Below are 535 nucleotides of genomic sequence, written 5' to 3'. Positions count from 1 at the left end.
GATAGCAAGATGTGGGCAGTGGCTACCCCTTCGTAGGTCCAGATGCCCGGACTTGTTGCCGTTTCACCACTAATTGTCCAGTTGCCCCACGACTGTGTAATTCCTAAACGGGTCATAAATGGGAGAACAAACATCCCTTGACGCCACATAGGATTTAGCACAGGGTCAGAAGGGTCAAAAACTGCCAATTCGTAGAAAGCCATTGATCCGGCCCATCCTGATACAAGTGAAGTGTGCATCAAGTGGACAGCGATCAATCGGCCCGGGTCATTTAAAACAACTGTGTGGACACGATACCAAGGTAATCCCATAAAGAAATTTCTTTAACAACAGAATGGATTTACTTTCTTTCTTTTTCTATTGTCTTGAATTATAGCACAAATCCAAAAATCTTAACCCCTTTTCTTTGTAATCTAGCGATAGAAGTGGTAAGGCCTCACAAGCCTATGGGGGTGATGATGTGATATGGCTCGTTGGGGTGGGGGTTCGATGGGATGGGGGTTCGATGGCCACCCCTTCGCTGGCCAGGGGTGGC

At 47.3% G+C, this 535-nt stretch carries 1 protein-coding gene; it reads right to left on the bottom strand.

Annotation, left to right across the window (positions count from 1 at the left end; translation table 11 throughout):
• Window positions 1-311, bottom strand: a 311-nt coding sequence (locus RJ05_RS33175; protein ID WP_255220961.1) for a hypothetical protein, incomplete at its 3' end; no start/stop codon positions are given.
• Between the last annotated feature and the right edge of the window lie 224 nt (window positions 312-535).

Origin of the sequence: Nocardia cyriacigeorgica NBRC 100375, assembly GCF_000308555.1 — a bacterium.
Taxonomy (GTDB): domain Bacteria; phylum Actinomycetota; class Actinomycetes; order Mycobacteriales; family Mycobacteriaceae; genus Nocardia; species Nocardia cyriacigeorgica.
This window is presented reverse-complemented; position numbering and strand designations above follow the sequence as displayed.